Annotated in this window: 15 protein-coding genes and 1 pseudogene; 14 read left to right on the top strand and 2 right to left on the bottom strand. The window is 70.1% G+C overall.

What is annotated here, in order from left to right; genetic code table 11:
- The first annotated feature begins 14 nt into the window (after nt 1-14).
- From ABZ738_RS27495 to ABZ738_RS27520, 6 genes are all read left to right on the top strand, one after another.
- Nucleotides 15-899, top strand: a complete 885-nt coding sequence (locus ABZ738_RS27495) for an ATP-binding cassette domain-containing protein (RefSeq protein ID WP_357217816.1) — start codon at nt 15-17, stop codon at nt 897-899.
- Nucleotides 896-1,435 (top strand): hypothetical protein, encoded by a 540-nt coding sequence (locus ABZ738_RS27500; protein WP_357217819.1) that lies wholly within the window; start codon nt 896-898, stop codon nt 1,433-1,435. The genes ABZ738_RS27495 and ABZ738_RS27500 overlap by 4 nt, the downstream gene beginning before the upstream one ends.
- 3 nt (nt 1,436-1,438) lie before the next feature.
- Nucleotides 1,439-2,575 carry a sensor histidine kinase gene (locus tag ABZ738_RS27505; RefSeq protein ID WP_357217822.1) on the top strand — a complete coding sequence of 379 codons (1,137 nt, stop codon included), beginning with the start codon at nt 1,439-1,441 and terminating at the stop codon, nt 2,573-2,575.
- Nucleotides 2,568-3,218: a response regulator transcription factor gene (locus ABZ738_RS27510; protein WP_131051024.1), complete on the top strand. Its 651-nt coding sequence runs from the start codon at nt 2,568-2,570 to the stop codon at nt 3,216-3,218. Before ABZ738_RS27505 ends, ABZ738_RS27510 begins: the two co-directional genes overlap by 8 nt.
- Nucleotides 3,219-3,373: 155 nt before the next feature.
- On the top strand, nt 3,374-3,856 hold the full coding sequence (locus ABZ738_RS27515) for a hypothetical protein (RefSeq protein WP_176093378.1): 483 nt from the start codon (nt 3,374-3,376) through the stop codon (nt 3,854-3,856).
- 111 nt (nt 3,857-3,967) lie between these two features.
- Nucleotides 3,968-7,270 carry an FG-GAP-like repeat-containing protein gene (locus ABZ738_RS27520; protein WP_357217827.1) on the top strand — a complete coding sequence of 1,101 codons (3,303 nt, stop codon included), beginning with the start codon at nt 3,968-3,970 and terminating at the stop codon, nt 7,268-7,270.
- Nucleotides 7,271-7,818: 548 nt separating this feature from the next.
- On the opposite strand, the pseudogene ABZ738_RS27525 reads toward ABZ738_RS27520, so the two are convergent.
- Nucleotides 7,819-8,066 (bottom strand): annotated as a pseudogene (locus ABZ738_RS27525) (aminoglycoside phosphotransferase); the annotation flags it as partial.
- A 54-nt stretch (nt 8,067-8,120) separates the two neighbouring features.
- On the opposite strand from ABZ738_RS27525, the gene ABZ738_RS27530 reads away from it, so the two are divergent.
- Entirely contained in the window at nt 8,121-9,011 is an 891-nt protein-coding gene (locus ABZ738_RS27530) for an aminoglycoside phosphotransferase family protein (protein WP_357218014.1), read from the top strand.
- On the opposite strand, the gene ABZ738_RS27535 is transcribed toward ABZ738_RS27530, so the two are convergent.
- Nucleotides 9,008-10,219 carry a hypothetical protein gene (locus tag ABZ738_RS27535; RefSeq protein ID WP_357217830.1) on the bottom strand — a complete coding sequence of 404 codons (1,212 nt, stop codon included), beginning with the start codon at nt 10,217-10,219 and terminating at the stop codon, nt 9,008-9,010. The two genes, ABZ738_RS27530 and ABZ738_RS27535, sit on opposite strands and share 4 nt — an antisense overlap.
- A 458-nt stretch (nt 10,220-10,677) precedes the next feature.
- Here ABZ738_RS27535 and ABZ738_RS27540 point away from each other — a divergent pair, with 458 nt between their 5' ends.
- The 7 genes from ABZ738_RS27540 (at nt 10,678) to ABZ738_RS27570 (ending at nt 20,135) form a co-directional block, all read left to right on the top strand.
- Entirely contained in the window at nt 10,678-11,865 is a 1,188-nt protein-coding gene (locus tag ABZ738_RS27540; RefSeq protein WP_357217833.1) for an FAD-binding oxidoreductase, read from the top strand.
- Nucleotide 11,866: 1 nt separating this feature from the next.
- Nucleotides 11,867-12,568 (top strand): N-acetyltransferase, encoded by a 702-nt coding sequence (locus ABZ738_RS27545; protein ID WP_357217836.1) that lies wholly within the window; start codon nt 11,867-11,869, stop codon nt 12,566-12,568.
- Between the two features lie 96 nt (nt 12,569-12,664).
- Nucleotides 12,665-13,054, top strand: a complete 390-nt coding sequence (locus ABZ738_RS27550) for a hypothetical protein (RefSeq protein ID WP_357217839.1) — start codon at nt 12,665-12,667, stop codon at nt 13,052-13,054.
- A gap of 56 nt (nt 13,055-13,110) precedes the next feature.
- The gene (locus ABZ738_RS27555; RefSeq protein ID WP_357218017.1) at nt 13,111-14,505 is read left to right on the top strand and encodes an APC family permease; all 1,395 of its coding nucleotides are present in this window, start codon (nt 13,111-13,113) and stop codon (nt 14,503-14,505) included.
- 11 nt (nt 14,506-14,516) lie between these two features.
- A complete protein-coding gene (locus tag ABZ738_RS27560; RefSeq protein WP_357217843.1) occupies nt 14,517-15,548 on the top strand; it encodes a hypothetical protein in 1,032 nt (343 codons plus the stop codon).
- The gene (locus tag ABZ738_RS27565) at nt 15,545-16,783 is read left to right on the top strand and encodes a histidine decarboxylase (RefSeq protein WP_357217847.1); all 1,239 of its coding nucleotides are present in this window, start codon (nt 15,545-15,547) and stop codon (nt 16,781-16,783) included. Before ABZ738_RS27560 ends, ABZ738_RS27565 begins: the two co-directional genes overlap by 4 nt.
- A 1,225-nt stretch (nt 16,784-18,008) precedes the next feature.
- Nucleotides 18,009-20,135: a tetratricopeptide repeat protein gene (locus ABZ738_RS27570; protein ID WP_357217851.1), complete on the top strand. Its 2,127-nt coding sequence runs from the start codon at nt 18,009-18,011 to the stop codon at nt 20,133-20,135.
- Nucleotides 20,136-20,358: the final 223 nt, after the last annotated feature.

Genomic DNA, 20,358 nt, shown 5'->3' on the forward strand with positions numbered 1-20,358 from the left:
GTAACGTCGGCCCGGTGATCGAAGTTCACGCCCTGACCAGGAGGTACGGCGGCGTCTCGGCAGTGCGGAACGTGTCGTTCCGCCTGGAACCCGGTGTCCTGCACGGGATCCTCGGCCCGGCCGGCGCCGGCAAGTCCACGACGCTGCGCCTGATGGTCGGGCTGGAACGGGTCACGTCCGGCCGGTGCCTGTTCGACGGCCGGTCCTACCGTGATCTGGCGTACCCGCTGCGGGAGGTCGGCGTCCTGCTCGCCCCGCCGCCGGCTCATCCCGGCCGCACAGGCCGCGACCACCTGCGGATCCTCGCCCGGACCCACGGGATCCCGGACCGCCGCACCGATGAGGTCCTGGAGCTGACCGGGCTGGCCGGCGTCGCGCGGCTGCGGGCCGGCGTCTATTCTCCCGGCCTGCGGCAGCGGCTCGGCCTGGCCGGGGCGCTGCTGGGTGACGCGCCGGCCCTGCTGCTCGACGATCCGGCGGCCGGGCTGGACCCGGACGGTGTCGCCTGGCTGCGTGCCCTGCTCCGCACGCTCGCCCGCGAGGGCCGGGCCGTCCTGGTCACCGGCCGCCTGACCGGGGAACTGGCCCGCGACATCGACCGGCTGATCATTCTGGGGCGGGGCCGGGTGCTCGCCGACGCTCCGGCGGCCGAGGTGATCGCACGGAACACGGTCCCGGCGGTGTGGGTCCGCCCGGACCGCCCGGGCGACCTGGAGAAGTTGCTGCGTGGGCACGGCGCGGCCGTCGCTCTGCGCCCGGACGGCCGCTTGGAGATCACGGGGCTGACCTCGGCCGACATCGCGGGGCTGGCCGCTCGCGCCGGGATCCTGCTGATCGAGAACACCCCGGTGGACGCCTGCCTCGATGACGTCTACCTGGCGCTGGCCCGCGGCCGATGATCCGCCTCGTCGCCGCCGAGTGGCTGAAACTCCGTACCCTGACATCGTTCTGGATCTGCGCGGCAACCGCGCTGGTCCTCACCCCCTCGGCCGCGGCGGTGTCCGGGCTCCTGGCCGCTGTGGTCCTCCAGACGGTGATCGTCGTGCTGGCGGCTGTCGTGCCCGGTGCGGAGTACGCCAGCGGCACCATCCGGACGACCTTCCTGGCCACGCCCCGCCGGATCGCCGTGATGACCGCGAAGGCCCTGGTGGTGGCCGTGGTCGCGGCGGTGCTCGGGGCCGTGTGCCTGATGCTGGCGTACGCTGTCGTGACGCCGGTCGATGTGCGCTACGGCACAGTCGTGGGCCGGTGGGCCGTCGATATCGGATACTGCGTGCTCGTGGCGCTGTTCGCGTTCGCCGTCACGCTCGTCGTCAAGCACACGGCGTCCGCTGTCAGCCTCGCCCTCAGCGTCGTCCTGCTGGTCAGATTGGTGCTGATGGTGGTGAGCATGATGTTCGGGGCCGACCCGTCGACGGCTTTCTGGAACCTCTGACCCGTGGAGCCCGACACCGGGATCCGGGTCTTCTGGGCCCACCATCCCCACCTGGCCACCGTCATCGTCGTCGTGGTCAGCCTCACGGCCGGCCTCGACTTCGACATGCTGACCGGCGACATGACCCGCGCCAGTTGGTGGGCGGTGGCCGTCAACACGGTGATCTCGCTGGCGCTGATCTGGCGGCGGTCGTGGCCGTGGGCGGTGCTGGCGGTGACGGTGACTGGCGACGTCCTGACCGGCGACACCCAGCTGATCGCGTTCGCTGTGGTGATGTATGCGCTGGTGGTACACCGCTCGTTGCGGGCTGCGACGATCGGCGCGGTGCTCTCGGTGGCCGTGCTCGGGGTGGTCACCTTCCAACATGAGGGCCGCTACGGGCTCGGCCCCTTCATCGGCCTCTACGGCCTCGCGGTGATCATTGCGGTGCTGGTCGGCGCGACCGTCGCCACCCGCCGCCGGCACGTGCGGTCACTGGAGGACCGGGCCGCCCGGCTGGCCCGTGAGAAGGAGCAGGAGGGCAAGCTGGCCGCCGCGCGCGAGCGCGTGCGGATCGCCCACGACATGCACGACATCGTCGCCCACAACCTGACGATCATGGTCCGCCTGGCCGACGGCGCGACCGCGGTCGCCGACACCGACCCGGAGCGTTCCCGCAAGGCCGTGCAGCGGGTCGCTGCCCTGGGACGGGAGGCGATGACCGACATGCGCCGGCTGCTCGGCGTGCTGCGCGAGGACACCCCGGACACTCCTGGTGACCTGGAGAGCCTGATCGAGACGTTCCGGATCGCCGGCCTGCCGGTGACCCTGCGCCGCCACGGGCCGGATCCGTCCTCACCGGGTCTGCAGCGGGTGGTGTTCCGGGTCGTGCAGGAGTCGCTGACCAACGCGCTGCGCTACGCCGACAGGCCCACCGACGTCCTGGTCGACCTGGACTACGGCGACGACCCGATCCGGATCATGGTCGCCGACGACGGCCGGGGCACCACGCCGGCCCCGTCGGTCGGCAGCGAGCAGGGTCTGAACGCGATGCGCGAACGAGTCGCCATGTACGGCGGCACCGTCGAAGCCGGCCGTCAGGTGGTCGGGTGGACCGTACGAGTAAGCCTGCCCCATCCCGCGGAAGGCGCCGATGTCTGAGATAACCCTGCTGCTCGTGGACGATCAGGAACTGCTGCGCGAGGGCATGGCCATGGTCCTCGGCGCGGCACCCGGCCTGCGTGTCGTCGGTGAGGCCGGCGACGGCCGGGCCGGTGCCCTGCTGGCCCGGGAACGCCGCCCCGACGTGGTGCTGATGGACGTCCGGATGCCGATCATGGACGGGATCGAGGCGACGCGGGACATCGTCGCCAACTGTCCCGGCACCCGGGTCCTCATCCTGACCACCTTCGACCTGGACGAGTACGCGTTCACCGGCCTGCGCGCCGGGGCCAGCGGCTTCCTGCTCAAGGACGCGCCCTCGGCCGACCTGATCGACGCGGTCCGCACCGTCGCAGCCGGCGCGGCGGTGGTCTCGCCCCGGATCACCCGCGCCCTGCTCGACCACTACCAGGGCGGGCGGGCCCCCGACCCGGCGGGCACGGGCCTGCTGGAGGAACTGACCGCCCGGGAGCGCGAGGTGCTGGTCGCGATCGGCCGTGGACTGTCCAACCCTGAGATCGCCGGGGAGTTGTTCCTGTCCGAGTCGACGGTGAAGACCCATGTCGGCCGGGTGCTGGCCAAACTCGGGGCCCGCGACCGGGTGCACGCGGTGATCTGGGCGCACACGAACGGGCTCGTCTGAGTCGTGTGGTACCGCGGTACCACTCAGGATGAGCACCGTGGTCGGATGGCTGCCCGGCGGGGCGTCCGTAGTGTCATTCCCATCGACGAGGTCGATGAGAACGGCCTCTGAGCAGGAGAAACCCACCCCGCGTCGCGCCGGAAGAGGAATGTGTCATGACCACCAGAACCCGCGTCAACCCCCTCGTGATCTGGGCGCCGGTCTCGGTCGCCGTGCTCGTCGCCGCGTTCGTGGCCTGGATCGGCTGGCCGGCCGGACCCGCCCAGCTGCCGCAAGGCGCCTCGACCGTCGACGTCTATCTGATCAGTGACGAGCTGAGCGAACCGGCCGAGCGCGGCCAGACCGACGGTTGGTTCGGCGGTCTCGGCCTGCCGTGCGGCACCGACGCGTGGTACGTCGAGGCGAACAACACCGCGATGTGTGCGGCGCTGGACGGCCCGAAGGGCACCGTCGTCGTGAACACCAGGGACAAGCAGATCTCGCTGCCCGACGCGTCGCAGGCCGCGCTGAAGGTCTGGGCCACCGAGGCCGACGCCGGCACCGAACAGCACACCACCCGCGTCCTGCTGGTGCAGGACAGCACCGCGGTCGCGATCGTCGCCCTGGCCAGTCCGGCCACCGCCGCCCCGGTCGACTAGCCCCACACCCGAATCGCGTGACGGGCGCCACCGGCGTCCGCGGCCCAGTCGCGCCCCTTTCCGCAGACAGGAAGTCCGATGAAAACAAAAATCCCCCTATTTGTCCGCAGCGTGTTGAGTGCGCTTCTCGCCGTGGTGCTGGCCCCGGTCGCCGTCGTGGTTCCGGCACGTGCCGCCGCTGACTTCACCTGGCGATTCGACGTCCGCTACCCGGCCGAGCAGGAACACTTTGTCGAGCGGGCGCTCGCGAGCGCCTACCCCGCCCGCTACTACGACCTCGATGCCGACGACATGCCGCTCGACCCGGACGAGCTGGTCAAGCGGGACCTGAACTGCGATGTCGGCAGCATCGCCGACAAGACCGCCGATGAGCTCATCTTGTGCGGCCTGAGGAAGAAGTACAACGCGAACCCGGACGGCACGCTGCCGAAGAAGGTGGAGATCGAGCTCCATCAGGGCACGGACACGACCACGATCGAGATCAAGGACACCACGCCACCGGACGCGAACGGAGGAGAGTGGGCGTCGGCCGGAATGTCGATCGTCGGTAATGTCCTGCGGGTCTTCCTGGAGGCAGCCTGCCTCGACTACCGCGTCAACCGGGGACACCTCGCTTCTGACCCGGTCGTGGTGGCCACCTGTGCCACCTTCGGCGAGGCACTGTCCAACTTCATCAGTCGTACTGCGGAGAACGCGAGGACCGGCCTGATCAACGACCTGCACGCCTGGGGCGCTGATGTCATTGCCGTGCTCGTCGCCGCCGGGGTTGCCGGCCTGTGGGAGTGGAAACTTGTCGGCCAGGTGGTGGACGATAAGGGGGAGTTCTTCCGACAGGTCGTGGCCGTCATCGACCGGATGGCGAGTGGTGTCGGCCGGGTCTGCCCGTTGTGCAGGACGTACCTCGGCTCCGTCTACAAAGCGCTGTATGACAAGTTCATCAGGTCCGCCCCGCCGGTCCCGGCGATCCCGCGGGGGCTGGCCGCGTTGCGGGTGATGCCGCTCGGTGACTCGATCACCTACGGCGTCGGTGTCGACAACCCGGACGGCACGGGATATCGCGCACGCCTCTTCGACGGGCTGAAGGACGACGCGGTGCTCGACCTCGTCGGCTCGCAGAGTTCGGGGACCCTGCCGGACAAGAACCACGAGGGCCATCCGGGCTGGCGGATCGACCAGATCGACCGGCTGGTGGAGTGTGCGATCCCGCGCTACCGGCCGAACGTGGTGCTGCTGCACATCGGCACCAACGACATGTCGCGCAACTTCGAGGTGGCCGGCGCTCCGGCTCGGCTGGACGCCCTGATCGGCAAGATCGTCACGCTGGCCCCGGAGACCACGCTGCTGGTGGCGCAGCTCGTGCCGGCGTACAACGCGGGCACCAACAACCAGGTGCAGGCGTACAACCGGGCTATCCCCGGCATCGTCGCCAAGCACGCAGCCGCCGGCAAGCGGGTCCGAGTGGTCGACATGAGCGCCGTGACGCGGGACGACCTGACCGACTCGGTCCACCCGAACGCCGACGGCTACCGCAAGATGGCCGACGCGTTTCTCGGCGCCGTCCGGGCCGCCCGCGCCGCCGGCACCATCGTCGACCCGGTCGGTGGGAAAGCCGACGCGTGCGCTGGTGAGGTCGGCAAGGCGCCCGACTCGATCTCAGACGGCAGCACCGCGTCCGGTACCGGGTGGCGCTGGGAGGGCATCGTCGCCCCGGGCGTCGGCGCACCCCGCAACCGGGTGCAGTTCGCGGACGTCGACGGGGACGGCCTGGACGACTACCTGGTGCTCGACGATCAGGCCAGGGTCAAGGCGTGGACCAACGCGCACACCCTCGGTGGCGGGTACGGCTGGAAGTATCGCGGGACGGTCGCGACCGGGGTGGGGGCGGTTCCGGAGAACGTCAGGTTCGCCGACGTCGACGGGGACGCACTCGACGACTACCTCGTGGTGGACGGCACCGGCCGGGTGTCGGCGTGGATCAACCAGTTCACCCCGGCGGGCGGGTTCGGCTGGTCGTACGCCGGGGTGATCGCCACCGGCGTCGGCGCCACCCGCGACCAGGTGCGGTTCGCCGACATGACCGGCGACGGCAAGGACGACTACCTGGTCGTCGACGATCAGGGCCGGGTCACCGCGTACGCCAACGCGTACTCGACCGCCGGCGCGTACGGGTGGTCTTCGATGGGGCAGGTGGCCAGCGGCGTGAACGCGACCCGGGACCGGGTCCGGTTCGCCGACGTCAACGGCGACGCCCGCGACGACTACCTGGTCGTGCACGACGAGGGGCACGTCAACGTCTGGTTGAACACGCTTCCCGCCCTGACCGTCCAGGCACCGGGAACCCGACCCCCGAGCATCGTGTGGCAGAACCACGGCCGCACCCTGACCGCCGCCGGCGTGAACCGCGACCAGGTCAGGTTCGCCGACATCAACGGCGACGGCAAGGACGACTACCTGTTGGTCGACTCCGCCGGCCGGGCCGCCGCCGCGCTCAACGACAGGTACGGCCGCCCGGACGTGTGGGACTGGCAGGGTGTGATCGGCCGCAACCCGGATCCCACGACCCGCAGCGGCATGGTCGACCTGACCGGCGACGGCCGAGCGGACTGGGTGGCGATCCGCGCGGACGGCAGCGTCGCCGCCTGGGTCAACCGGGTAGGCCAGGGCGGCGGTTACGGCTGGGACTACGCCGGAGCGATCACCACCGGCACCACTCCAGGCCGGGACCGGGTCCGGTTCGCCGACGTGGACGGCGACGGCAAGGACGACTACCTCGTCCTCGACGACAACGGCGCGACCCGGGCATGGCTCAACAGGTACACCCCCGACGGCGGCTTCGGTTGGAACTACGTCGGTGTCATCGCCCCGGGTGTCCAGGCACCGAAGGAACAGGTGCGGTTCGCCGACATGGACGGTGATCGCAAGGACGACTACCTCGTCCTCGGCGACGACGGCGGAGTGAGGGCCTGGCTCAACAGGCGTACCGCATCCGGGTGGGGCTGGGACTACGCCGGGTCGATCGCGCCGGGCCCGCACCCGGTGCGCGACGAGATCCACCTGACGGACCTCAACGGAGACTTCCGGGCCGACTACCTGCTGGTCGACGCCGCCGGACGCGCCTGGGCCTGGCTCAACGCGTACGGCAACAACCGCTTCACCTGGCGTTTCGACGGACTGGTCGCCTCCGGGGTCGGGGCGAGCGGCTCGCAGGTCAGGTTCGCCGACCTGAACGGCGACCGTCGGGCCGACTACCTGGTGGAGAGCCCGGACGGCCGGATCAAGGCGTGGACCTTCCACGGGTACGTGGTGAACGAGCCGGCGTCGCAGACGCCGATGCCCGGCGCACCGACCGCCCCAGACGTCGACATCACCTTCGATCCGTGTCTGCTGGAGGTGGCCAACCGGCTGCCCTGCTGACTCTCTCAACGAGCGCGACCGTCACCCGCCCCCGTCCGGCGGGTGACGGTCGCGCCACGACTGCGCCAACTCCACGCCGAGACGCTCGGCGGGGGCGAGGGTCGTCATGGGTACCGACGGCAGCCAAGACGACGTGCCCTCCGTCGGCGGGTCGTCCTCCGATTACGGGAGCAGGATGAGTTTGCTGGGAGGTGCTGCTCCCCGCGCACGCGGGGGTGATCCCACGGTGTCGAGGCCCCATCGCTCGATGAGCGGCTGCTCCCACACACACACACGCGGGGGTGATCCCTGTTCAACCGACTGGTGTGCGCGGAGGCGCAACTGCTCCCCGCGCACGTGGGGATGATCTCGTGGTGATCGGTCGAGGCGCAGTAGTCGCCGTCGGATGGGGTCGCGGTGCTGACGGTCGGATGGGACGGTGGACTTCCACGTCGTGCGGTGCCCGCCGGTGCCCGGTTGTCGCCGTTGCTGGTGCGGCAGGTCAGAACGGGTGCCCGGCGGCCTCATGTGGGACGTAGGGCTGAACGAGGCAGTCTCGTCTTGCGCGGCTACCGCCCGAGTGCCGCGAACGATGTCCAGCATGCGGAGTCGTCGCGGCCTGGATGGATCGCAGGCGGATGGTGAACTCCCGCGGGATGCCAGGACCAGAGGCGAGCAGCGGCACGGCGGCGGCGACCATTTTCAGTTCGTGCGTTTCGCGCAGGAGTGGCCAGGCGGGGTCGGTGGTGACGTCGTAGCCATAGGCAGTGGCGAGGCGGCGGTGGGTGCCGGATCGGTGGAAGCGGGCTTCCGACACACACCTCGTCGGAGGACCAGGCGAGGTTGGGCAGCCAGGCGCACTACGGACGTGATGCTGGAGGAGGATGGTGGCGTGCAGACGGATGAGGCGGTCCGGGCGGCGGCCTTGGCTGCTGCACAGGTAGGTGTGCCGGCTGCGGACCCGGTGGTTATCCGAGTCGGTGAGAACGGCGTCGTCCTGTTGCCCAAGGCTGGGGTGCTGGCGCGAGTGGTTCCTGGTCCTGAGGCTGTTCACCGAGTGCGGCGGGAGCTTGAGGTGGCCGGATGGCTCGCCTCGCAGGAGTTACCGGCAATACGGCCGGTTAGTCGGCTTCCGGTGGTGGTCGCCCCTTATGTGGTCTCGTTATGGGAGTACCTGCCGGATGCTCGCTCGGCTGACCTGGTGACGCTTGCTGAGTGCCTGCGTCTGCTGCACGACGTTTCCCCACCGGTAGGGGGGCTGCCTCGCCTGTCGCCGTTCGCGAGGTTCGACGACCAGTTGAACAGGGGCACCGCTCTGAGGGCGGGGGACCGGGCGTTTCTGCGGGAGCTTCGCGATCGTCTCGCGGCGCAGTGGGAGCAGATGACATTCGCGCTCGGGGAAACGGTGCTGCACGGCGACGCGCACATGGAGAATCTTCTCGTCACGGCCGATGGTCAGAGGGCCTTCGTGGATCTGGAGACCGTGTGTGTCGGGCCGCCGGAGTGGGATCTGACTCTCAGCGCTCTGTACTACGAGTGCGGGTGGTTCACCGGGCAGGAGTACGCGAGATTTGCGGAGACCTACGGCTATGACGTGCGTCAGGGCAGCGCGTGGCCGGTGCTTCGGCAGATCCGCATGATGCGGATGACCCTCTGGCTGGCGCAGTCGGCGGACAACGATGTACAGCGAAGACGACAGTTGACACATCGACTCAGCACATTGCGCGACGGATCGGCTCCGTCTGGCTGGACGGGCTTCTAGCCCTGCGACTCTGCAAGGCCGCCGAGCTGGCCCAGCGCCGCTGCCACCTCGTCTCGAAGGCCGGGTTCGACAGCATCGCTTCCGAGGATGCCGTGGAGGACGCGAAGATCGTCCTGTAGTCGGCTGGAGTGCACGCCTTCTGCGTCTGCTGACCCGGCGCGTGTTGAGTGTAGTGCGCCAGCAACATCGCCTTGGCGTGCCTGCAGGCAGGCGATTCGAATCATGGTCAGCGCTCGGGATCTGGCCACCTCCGTGGGATGGAGGCCGTACGCGGCATGTAGCCGCGCGATCGTGGCGTCCATCAGCGCCGGGTCACTGGTGGCTAACGCGAGGTCGCACATTGCATGACCGGCGTCGCCAAGAATCTGACCGAGGTCCGCGTAGTAGCCCCAGGTGGAGTCGTGGGTGCCATCTGCCGGGCTCGCCGCGAATTGATCGTCGCAGAAGCTGACCGCACGCAGACATTCCCCGGCGTCGTTGTTGTTCGCATGTGCCCGAGCTTCCACGATCCCTACGACTGCGCGGCCCAGTGGAGGAAGCGCGCGCCACTCGGCCCGTACCAGACCGATGATCTCTAGTGCTTCCTTAGCCTTGCCGCTGTAGGTGAGGTGTCTGCTCAGGCTGGTGACGGTGTGGGCACGCTGCTGGATGTCCTCAGCCTCGGTGGCGAGCTGGATTGATCTGACGAAGTAGCCCCTAGACGTGCCGACGTTCTCACCCGCATCGAAGCACGCCCAGCCCGCGAGGTCACCAAGCCGGGCTGCTGTGGAGAGCCACTCTCGACGGACCACATTGGTGGCTGAGGATTGACGGATTGCGCGGCTGGCCCACTCGAATTGACCGGCCATGGCGGCACGAGCAAGGCCGCCCCCGTACCGATGGTCCCAGTCCTCGAACAACGTGATGCTTCGACGGAGGGCTTCCACGTGGGGCCGCTCGATTCTCTTCGGCACCTGCATGTCCGGCGCCCACGGCCCAGGAAACTCTGCCATCTCGTCCGGCAAGGCGCCGATCCACGCAGCCTCCGTCAACGATCCGAGACCAATATCTGCGCGTGCTGTGCGGCGGGGGCTGTACAACCCGAGTTGAGCGTCAGTGGTGGTGCCGAGGACGGCACGTAGCGCCGCTCGCCGTTCGGCGCTGGGCCAGCGATGTTCTCCGCGCTCCAGTTTGCCCACCCATCGGAAGTCCACGTACTGCGTCGCCATGTTCCGGGAGGGGTAGAGAGCGTCCAAAGCAACGTTGATTGCGTCGGCCAGCTCCGCACGGGACAGGGACTGCCCAGGTCGCTGCGGTGAGGGCAGACTGTTCCGCGCGCTTCGAAGCGCCGTGTTCGGCGTGATCACCGTATCCGCGTGGCGAGGCATTGCTTCCCCTCTGCGCCAGCAGCAGGCCGACGTCGATAACCCGTAAGGCTTACACAAACGATGAGATCGTACGCGGAAAATGGTGGCTGAGTCATGGGCGACACTACGAGTGTTCCGGCAGGAGATCGCTTACCGCATCGTCGTATTGCTGTAGCTGGCGGCATATCCGCTGGCCATGCGCTGGTTAGGGCGTTAGTCGCGGTGCGTTGGTCGGACCGAAGGTCGGGATTCCCCCTTACGTGTTATTGGGTGATCGTTGAATCGCAACAGCCTTCCGTCGTCCAGGAACTGTCGGAGCGATGACTGATCCCCAACTGCCGCTGGTCCCCGTGCTCGATGCGGAGGACCACGCCGCTGACCACTTCTGGGCGTACCTGGAGGACCGTAGTGTGCGGTTCCTGCCGCTCCAGCTTGCGCCGATCTTCTTCTCGACGCTGCGGGAGTCGGTCGCGGGCCGGGGTGATCCGGCGGCCCGGCGGGCGGGTCTGGCGGTGTTGGCCCGCATGTACCGCCGGTTCGGTCTGCAGCTGTATCACGACACGTGTATCGCGGCGGCCATGGTGGACACGGTCCGGCGGTTCCCCGACGACCGGTGGGGTCAGGCCCCGGCCGGTGCCTGGGAGCGGGGGTGTCGACGGGCGTTGCGGTTGGCGGACCGGGCGGCGAGCGTGGTGGGGGAGGGGCCGCAGGTCACCATCGGTGAGGTCGAGTCCCGCGAGTCGCCGTCAGACGGTGTCGCGGCGCTGACGGTACGGCCGATGCGGCGGCTGCGGTACCTGCCGGGTCAGGCATTGCCGGTGTGTACGCCCCGCCGACCCGGGCAGTGGCGGTGGCTGTCCCCGGCCAACGCGCCGCGTCCGGACGGGACGGTGGACTTCCACGTCCGCGCGGTGAGCGGCGGTCGGGTGTCGCCGCTGCTGGTGCAGCAGGTCACGGCGGGGGAGACGCTGTGGTTGGGGCCGCCCTGCGACGTCGGATTGTCTCTCGCTGCTGCCGGTGACGCGGATCTGCTGCTGGTGGCCGGCGGCACCGGGTTGGCGCCGCTACGGGCCCTGGTCGACCAGTTCGCCGCCGCCCCAGGCGGGCGGCGGGTGACGCTGGTCGTCGGCGCCCGCACGGTGCTGGACCTGTACGACGCGGTCGCGGTGGACCGGCTCGCCCACACACACCCGGACTGGCTGACGGTGGTGCCGGTGTTCTCCGCCGACCCGCACGTCGACCCCGCCGCGCAGGGCGACGCGCTGAGTCTGGCCCTCTACCACTACCGGCGGGGACAGGCGATCTATGTGTGCGGCCCCACCCCGCTGATCGCCGCCGCACGGCGGCGGCTGCCGCTGACCGGAATCCCCGCCGGTGACGTGCACCTGGCCACCACCTTCGACCGGGCCCTCGACAACACCCGGTGGACGAACCAGCACCCCGACACCACCGGCCGACCGGACCCGTGCACCGGCGACCACCCATCCGACCGATCCTGGGGGAGCTGACATGCTGCCGACGAACCCGGCCGTGCGACCCGCCCACCACGGCGACTCCGCCGCTCTGGCCGCCCTGCTGGCCGGGCAGCTGCACCGCCAGCGGCTGGGTGCCTGGTTGGTACCCGACCCCACCGCACGCCCGACGATGCTGCACTCCTACGCCCGGCTCATCGTCGCCCACGCCCTCACCCACGGCCGGGTCGACACCACCGACGACCACACCGCCGTCGCCATCTGGCACACCCGACCCGAGACCTCGACCGCCGGCCACGACACCCTGCCCCTGCTGCCCGGCGGACGTCACGGCCGCTTCGCGCTGCTGCACACCTACACCGCGACGGTCCACCCCGGCACACCCCACCACCACCTCGCCCACCTGGCCGTCCGCCCCGACCAGCACGGCCAGGCTGCCGGCCACGCACTGCTGACCCACCATCACCGGCACACCGACCCGCAGGCACTCGGCGCGTACGCGGACGTCAGCACCCACCGCCCCCGCGACCACCTCCTCGCCCGCGCCGGCTACCTACCCCGTACCCCGATCCTGCTGGCACCCGGCGGCCCAGTGCTGTGGCGGATGTGGCGCCCACCCCACCCGGCCCGCCACCCCCGCTCGTGCGCTGCGGAGCTGCCCCGTCGGGTCCGCCTCCACCGGGCCGCGACACCGTTCCACAGCACCGTGCTCACCACTGCCACGCCACGGTCACCCTGACCCGCTCACCCCGCCGACCATCACCCGCTGCCGCCCACCGCCGCCCAGCGGGCCACTGCACCACGCCCTCGCACTCTCCAGAAGGGACCACTTCCCATGCTGTCCACCAGCCACCCCCACACCACCCTCGCCCTGCGCAGACGCACCCTGCACCGCGCCACGACCACACCCCTGGGCGTGGCGGCCCCCACCGCAGCGGGCGCCGACACCACCCCGGGAGCCGCCATGCCCAGCGAATACCTGTGGGGCTACGCCATCCGCCGCCAATGGCCCGACGGCAGCCACGACCTGTTCGGCTTCACCCCCGACCCGCAGACCGCCGCCCACCGCCTCACCCGCGACCGCAGCTACTGGCGCACGGGCCCCATCCGCCCGACGGCCGTGTACCTGGTGCCCACCAACGACGCCACCGTCCACCACCACCCGGTCACCGGCTGCCGCCACCACAGCTGCCCCGACAACCCCGACCGGAGGCCCACCCCGTGACCGGACAGGTCCCCGTCGCCCTCGCCCGCCGCACGCTCAGCCCCGTCGGCCTGTGGATGTTCGGCGCCGCCGCCTCCGCACCCATGGTCGTCCTCGCCGCCGGCATCCCCGCGATCTACGCCACCACCGGCGTCGTCGCCCTACCCCTCACCTACCTGCTCGTCGCCGCAGGCGTCGCCGTCCTCGCCGTCGCCTACACCAGCATGGCCCGACAGATCACCCACCCCGCCGCCTACTACGGCATCCTCGCCCACACCCTCGGCCGAGGATGGGGCGTCGCCGCCGGCATGGTCGCACTCCTGGCCTACGGCGCCATCCAGACCAGCCTCTACGGCCTCGCCGGCGCCACCCTCGCCGCCCACCTCGGCGGCACCTGGTGGGTATGGGCCGCCATCACCCTCACCACCGTGGCCACCCTCGGCGTCCGCACCATCGTGCTGTCGACCCGCCTGCTGGCCGCAGTCCTCGCCCTGTCACTGCTGATCATGGCCGTGTTCGTGCTGGCCGCCCTGACCCGCCCCACCACCGACACCCTCGCCTGGCACGGCTTCGACGCCTCCGGCCTCGCCGTCACCGGCATCGGCGGCGCCGTCGCCTTCAGCGTCGCCTCCCTCATGGGCATCGACGCCCCCGCCAGCTTCGCCGAGGAAACCACCGACCGCGCCGCCATCAGCCGCGCCACCATCGCCGCCGCACTCCTGCTCGGCGCCGTCTACGCCACCGCCGCCTGGGCGATGGGCGTCACCGTCGGCCCCGACCACATCGCCCACGCCGCCGCCGACCCCACACCCCTGCCCTACACCATCCTCGACCGCGCCGGCACCGGCTGGTCCACCGCCGCCGCCGTGACCCTGATCCTCGCGATCGTCACCTCGATGCTCGCCTTCCACAACGTCTTCGCCCGCTACGTGTTCGCCATGGCCCGCGAAGCAGTCCTCCCGACCCGCCTCGCCGGCACCAGCGGCGGCACCCGCCTCACCGCACCCCGCGGCGGCTCCCTGACCCAAACCGTCCTGGCCGCCGCCACCGTCGCCGGATTCGCCGCCACCGGCGCCGACCCCGTCACCACCATGTTCACCTGGCTGTCCACCCTCGGCGCGATGGGTCTGCTCACCCTGCTCCTCGCCGCCTCCACCGCCGCCCTCACCGCCCCGGCCAGCCTCCACCACACCCACACCACCCGGTGGCAACGACGCATCGCCCCCACCCTCGGCGTCGCCGCCGGCACCACCCTGCTCACCACGATGCTCGGCAACACCGGATCACTGCTCGGCGCCGCACCCGGATCACCTCACCCGTACCTGCTACCGGCGATCCTCACCACCACCGCCGCCCTCGGCGGCATCTGGGCCGCGCACCTGCGCCGCACCCGCCCCGACATCTACGCCGGCATCGGCCGCGGCACCCCATCCACCCACGCCGTACCCGACGCCATCACCATCTCCATCTGACGAGGCCCGCCATGACGATCCACGCCGCCACCAACGCCGGACACCACCGCCACGACCCGCTGCACCCCAGCTGGCAACCGCCACAGCACCCACCACCACCGGCCACCGCGCACCGGCCCCCACCCGGCCACCGGCCCCCACCCGGCCACCCACACCACTCGCCCTACCCACCCACCCCGCACCCACTGACCGCGCCGCACCCCACGCCCACTACGCCACCCGACACGGCCCGCCACCCCGACACCGGCCACCACCCCGACAGCCGCACCGACCCGGGCCACCACACCACCGCAGACGATCCGGACGACCTCGCCGGACACCGCCACCGCACAGACCTACGACGCCAGGTCGCCTACCGCGCCAAACGCCTCAACCACGGCCACCTCGTCGAAGCCGACCTCCGCTACGGCACCCGCGACGCCCTCGGCCCCCACGCCGTCATGCTCTTCTTCACCACCCCGGCCCCCGCCGAGCCCCACGGCTACCGCCTGCACACCAGCTACCGCCTCTTCCTCGCCTCACCCGAAGCCGACGACCTCACCCGGCTCCTGCACGACCTCACCACCGTGGCCCACACCGCCATCACCCACGCCGCCGCCACCGGACACCGCTGGCACCCCCACGGCCCGCACGCCGCCATGGTCAACGGCGGAGACATGACCCTCCCACCCCACGCCCACCACATCGGCACCGGCGTGTCCACCCTCGACACCGACGACGGTCGCTGGGACCAACTCGCCCGCAGCCTGCGCACCCCCACCGCCACCGGCCCCCGCCGCTCCGCCTGGGACCTCAAAGGACAGTGCTACCTGCTCCTCACCGACGGCACCGCCATGCACATCGACCGCAACCCCCACGCCCGCCTCGGCGACGACGGCATCCGCAGCAGCACCCCCCTCGACCCCACCTGGAACCCCCACTGGCACAACCCCCACCGCACCCTCACCCAACACGGCGACCACACCACCCGACAACGGTGGCGCCACCTCGCCGCCCTGCACAGCCTGCTCACCACCCACCTGCACCCGGGACGGCCCGCGTGACCGCCACCCTCGACCCCACCACCGCCGCAGACCTGCGACACACCCCGATCGACCCCACCACCGTCCTCGACCACCTCACCGCCGACGCCACCGCCACCGCACCCACCAGCATCGGCTACCCCGGCGCCGTCGACCTCGACCACAGCGCCGTCATGACCCGCCTCGGCACCCGCCTCTGGAACAACATCGGCGACCCCACCGACACCACCGGCACCGCCCACACCCGCACCCTCGAACACGCCGTCATCACCTGGACCGCCGACCTGCTCGCCATGCCCACCGACGACCGCTGGGGCTACGTCACCACCGGCGGCACCGAAGGCAACCTCTCCGCCCTGCACACCGCCTACCGACGCTGGCCCACCGCCCGCATCTACCACTCCACCGCCGCCCACTACTCCATCCCGAAAATCATCGACCTGCTCGGCGCCCGCGCCGTCCCCGTCCACGCCGCCCCCGACGGTGAAATCGACTACGACGACCTCGCCGCACAGTTGCGCAAACGCCGACGCTGGCCCGCCATCGTCGTCGCCACCGCCGGCACCACCATGACCGAAGCCGTCGACGACACCAGCCGCATCCACGCCCTCCGCACCGAGTACGGCATCCCCGGGCACCTGCACGTCGACGCCGCCCTGTCCGGCATCCCGCTCGCCCTCGACGGCCGACTACGCCTCGACGACACCAGCGGCATCGGCTCCATCGCCATCTCCGGACACAAGTTCCTCGGCACCCCCACCCCCTGCGGAATGGTCCTCATCCGCGACCACCTCCGCCGCCCCCACCTGCGCCACGTCCCCTACACCGCCGCCACCGACACCACCATCACCGGCTCCCGCTGCGGCCTGGCCGCCGCCCTGCTCTGGCACGCCATCGCCACCCTCGGCCGCGAAGGACACCGCTGGCGCACCGCCGAAGCCCGCCGCCTCGCCGCCCACGCCGTCGACCAGATCCGCGCCACCGGCTGGACCGCCTGGCGCCACCCCCATGCCTTCACCGTCGTCCTACCCACCCCACCTGCCGCCGTCCGCGCCAAGTGGCTCCTCGCCAGCGACGGACCCGTCAGTCACCTCATCTGCATGCCCGGCATCAGCAAAGGCCAGATCCATGCCTTCGCCGCCGACCTCGCCACCGCCATCACCACACCGGCGCTCGCCCTGCCACGTCCCCGCACACCCGGCGCAGCCACCCCTGACCATCGCGCCGTCCCCCGCCCGACCTCCGCCACCACCTGAACATCGGCCCGGACCAGTGAGAACCCGACTCGCAGCCCGGGCCCACCCGGGTAGCCGCCGTCGACGCGGCCACCCCGACCGGCCGCCGCTCAGGGAGGGAGGACGGCCGGTCCGTGGCCGGCGGCAGTGACTCCTCCGGCTCCTGCCGCCGGCCACCCCATCCATCACAAGGAAAGCCTCATGTCGTCCATTGTTATGAAGATCGTGGTCGTGGCGATCGTCGTTCCGCTCGTCCTCGCGTGCGGCATGTCCGTCGCCCCGCCGGATCCTGGCCGTCCAGTGGCGGATGGGCTCGTCGTCAGCAGTCCGTTGCGATCAAATCAGGTGCCGGGTGTACGGGAGTCGTCGTTTCTGACCTTCTTACCCATTTGTACCATTCCTGTGTGGCGGTTTCGTCCGCTGCGGCTGCGGCTGCGGCTGCGTGTACGGAGGGCGACGCGACAGATGGGAGGCTGGCGTCGGCTCCGTTGGGGAGGTGCAGCATCACGAACATGATCATCGATAACACGACGGGCACCGTACCTTACGCGGGACGAGTCCTGTCGAGTGCTCTCATTCCAGGATTTGGGGCCCTATTTGCGGGCTCGCTCTGGCATCAATTATGTGGCAAAACAAACAGACAAAACAGTTTATAATGATATATGCGCAATAAGCGAAATTCTGAGTCACTCGCAGGGGCGGATGGGCGGCTGGGCCGCGCGCGGTACTGTGGCCGGCATAGCACCGAGGCTTGTCTATCTCCTGCTCGGCTGGGGGCTGCCGATGGAAGATCAACTAGTCGTAGCGGTCGCTGGTGCGCTGGCGGCAAAGGGGGCCGAGGCGCTTGCCTCGGGAGCGCGAACCGCGACGGCTGTGCTGGCCCGCCTGGTACGCGCACGCCTCCGTGCCGGGACGCCGGAGGGTGACGCCCTCACCTCCGCTATGGCGCACCCTGACGAGCGGTCCCACCAGATGGCATTAGCCTCGTTTCTGGCGGAAGAAATGTCCCGCGACCCGGCATTTGATGCCGCAGTCAGGGTGACCTGGCGGGGTCTTTCGGGGGCCGGGTCCGGCAGCGTCGGAAACGGCGTGGTCAACAGTTTCAGCGGCACCGCAGAGCGAGTTGTACAAGCGCGCGACGTCCAAGGGAACATTACCTTTTAAGTGCCCAGAACGTATTTCGCGACCGGCTCCGGGCGAAAGGCATCGGCGATTGGATCCGCATAGTCCAAACTGGGAGTACGACGTGCCCCAGGCGACGGCCAACGAGCTTTCCGGAACGGTCGTCGGGCCCAGCGTGCAGGCCAGCATCATTCATGGTGGTGTACATGTCACCAGTCCGGCAGCGCCAGGAGACCCGATTCCCCGACAGCTTCCCGCACCCTCGGCGTACTTCACCGGCAGGGCCTCCGAAACGGCCGAGCTGGACCAGTTGCTCGGTCGGGGCGCGAACATCATCGTGCTCTGCGGACCCGGTGGCGTGGGAAAGTCGGCACTGGCCAGAAAGTGGGCACACGCCCTTCGCCACAGGTTCGTGGGCGGTCAGATCCACACCGACCTCCGAGGCTTCAGCGGCGAGACGCCGTTGGATCCCGGCGCGGCACTGACGGCATTCCTCCGCGCACTAAACGTGCCGTCCCCGCGGATACCCGCGGACCTGGCCGAGCAGGTCGCCCTCTACCGGACGGTCACCGCGAACCGGTCGCTGCTGGTCGTGCTCGACGATGCTCTCTCCGCCGCACAGGTCAGACCTCTGGTGCCCGCGTCGTCATCTGCCATGGTGGTGGTGACCAGCCGCCGACGTCTGACCGGACTGGTGCCCGACGGCGCTCACCTGTTCGACGTCGGCCCCCTGCCCTCGACGGCAGCGGTGACCCTGTTGGAACGCACCGTCGGCCGTGAGCGGATCGCCCAGGAATCCGGACCCACCGAGGAACTGGTACGCATCTGTGGCGGTATGCCGCTCGCGCTGGTGGTCGCCGGTGGTCGCCTGGCCTCCCGACCACGGCTGACCATCCGGCGAGTGGTATCCGAACTCGCCGACGAGACGCAACGGCTGGCCCGTCTGTCGGCGGTGGAAGGGCTGTCGATCAGAGCGATGATCGAGGTCTCCTATCAGGCGCTGACACCACCGGCCGCCGCGCTGTTCCGGCGGCTGGCGCTTCATCCCGGGCCGGAGTTCAGCGCCGAGCTGATCGCTGCGACAGCCCCAGCCGCCGACCAGCACCGGGTGCCGCACCTGATAGACGAACTGCTGGAAGCCAGCCTCTGGGAAGAAATCGCCGAGGAGCAGTTCACCACGCACGACCTGTTGCGCCTCTACGCCCGCGACATGTCGCAGCGCCAGGACTCGGACGCAGAACGGCACGCGGTGCGGCTGGCGATCTGTGAGTACTACTTCGCCGCCGCGCACCGCGCGGACCTCGTGGTCACCCCCTACCGGCGTCGCCTGCCCTACGCCTTCCCACAGCCACCGGTAGTCCTGCCCACGTTCACCGACCGGGCTGCCGCTCTCGCCTGGCTCCAGCGGGAACGGAGCAACCTGCTGGATGCCGGGCGAGTCGCCTTCGAACTCGGCCGCCACGAGTTGGCCTGGCATCTCAGCGACGCGATGTGGCCCCTATTCCTCTACATAAAGGGGTACAAAGAACGCCTCACGGTCGACGAGCGGGGCCTGCGTGCGGCCCAGGCATGGGGGGACCCCCGGGCCGAAGCGAACATGCTCAAGCGGTTGAGCAGGGCGTACAGCAAGGTCGGCGACCAGGAGGCCGCAGAACGCCACGGCCTGGCGGCGATCGACCGATACCGGGACGCCGGCGACATGCAGGGCCGCGTCGATGCCGAGGAGGGACTGGCCACCCTGTACACCGACACCGGCCGTGATCACGAGGCAGTCCAGTTGTTCGAGCGGATCCTGGAGCAGAGAAGAGCCCTTCCCGAACCCGACCCACGGAGCACCGGCCTTACCTGCCTCAACCTAGCCATGCTACTGACCCGGATGGGCCAACCCGCTCCCGCACTGCCACTGCTGGCCGAGGCGGAGAAGATCTTCCTCAGGCTCACCGACATCGACCCCTACAACGGCGTACGGGTGCTGCTGGGCGTCGCCGGCGCCGAACTCGCTCTCGGCGACCTCGACGCGGCCGAGCAGGCGGCGGCCGAGGCAGCTCGCCGGATGGCGCAGCTCGGGTCGGCCACCGAGCGGGCAGAGGCGCTGGACCTTCTCGGTCAAGTCGCCGAACGGCGCGGTGACGACGAGGACGCACGACGGCACTATCTCGAGGCGGCTGCGATCTTCGACGCCGTCGGCTCGCCCCGGCTCGCCACAGTGCGCAGTCGACTCGACAGGCTCGGCGGCACCGTCACCGAGTAGCAACTCCGGCAACGCCACTCGCTGACGACGCAGATCACCCACGACCCACCGGTGGTAGATCTGCTGAGCCGTCGTCGACAGACGCGAGATACTCAGTCCCGCCAACAGGTTCGACGGGCCGCAGTGATAGCGCAGGCCGTCGCGGGTCCGCACGGCGACCTCGCCCACCGGTCCGTGCGCTACGGCCAGGGCCGCTCCCGGGTACGCCCTGAGCAGCAGGTCG

The sequence above is a fragment of the Micromonospora sp. NPDC047793 genome (genome assembly GCF_040642635.1).
GTDB lineage: Bacteria > Actinomycetota > Actinomycetes > Mycobacteriales > Micromonosporaceae > Micromonospora.